The following is a 322-nucleotide window of genomic DNA, read 5'->3' as shown; positions in this document are numbered from 1 at the left end:
GGCCATGGATGGCCACTGGGACCCGTATCAAGGAGGAAGAATCATGGGTCTGCGTATCAATCAGAACATCGCGGCGATGAACTCGTACCGCAACCTGTCGGTGAACGATGGCTCGATGAGCAAGTCGCTGGAGAAGCTGTCCAGTGGTTTCCGGATCAACCGGGCCGCCGACGACGCCGCGGGTCTGTCGATCTCCGAGGGGCTGCGCGCCCAGACCGGTGGCCTGAAGGTCGCGGTCCGTAACGCTCAGGATGGCGTTTCGGTCGCGCAGACGGCTGAAGGCGCTCTCACCGAGACGCACTCGATCCTGCAGCGTATGCGT

1 protein-coding gene is annotated in these 322 nt (G+C 62.7%); it reads left to right on the top strand.

Annotated elements, in window-relative coordinates; translation table 11 throughout:
- Positions 1 to 43: 43 nt before the first annotated feature.
- Positions 44 to 322 (top strand): flagellin N-terminal helical domain-containing protein (locus IE99_RS0128620; RefSeq protein WP_030177582.1); only part of this gene is annotated, 279 nt, incomplete at its 3' end.

The sequence above is a fragment of the Spirillospora albida genome (genome assembly GCF_000718255.1).
Classification (GTDB): Bacteria; Actinomycetota; Actinomycetes; order Streptosporangiales; family Streptosporangiaceae; genus Spirillospora; species Spirillospora albida.
Note: the sequence above shows the minus strand (reverse complement) of the source record. Positions and strands in the feature narration are given on the sequence as shown.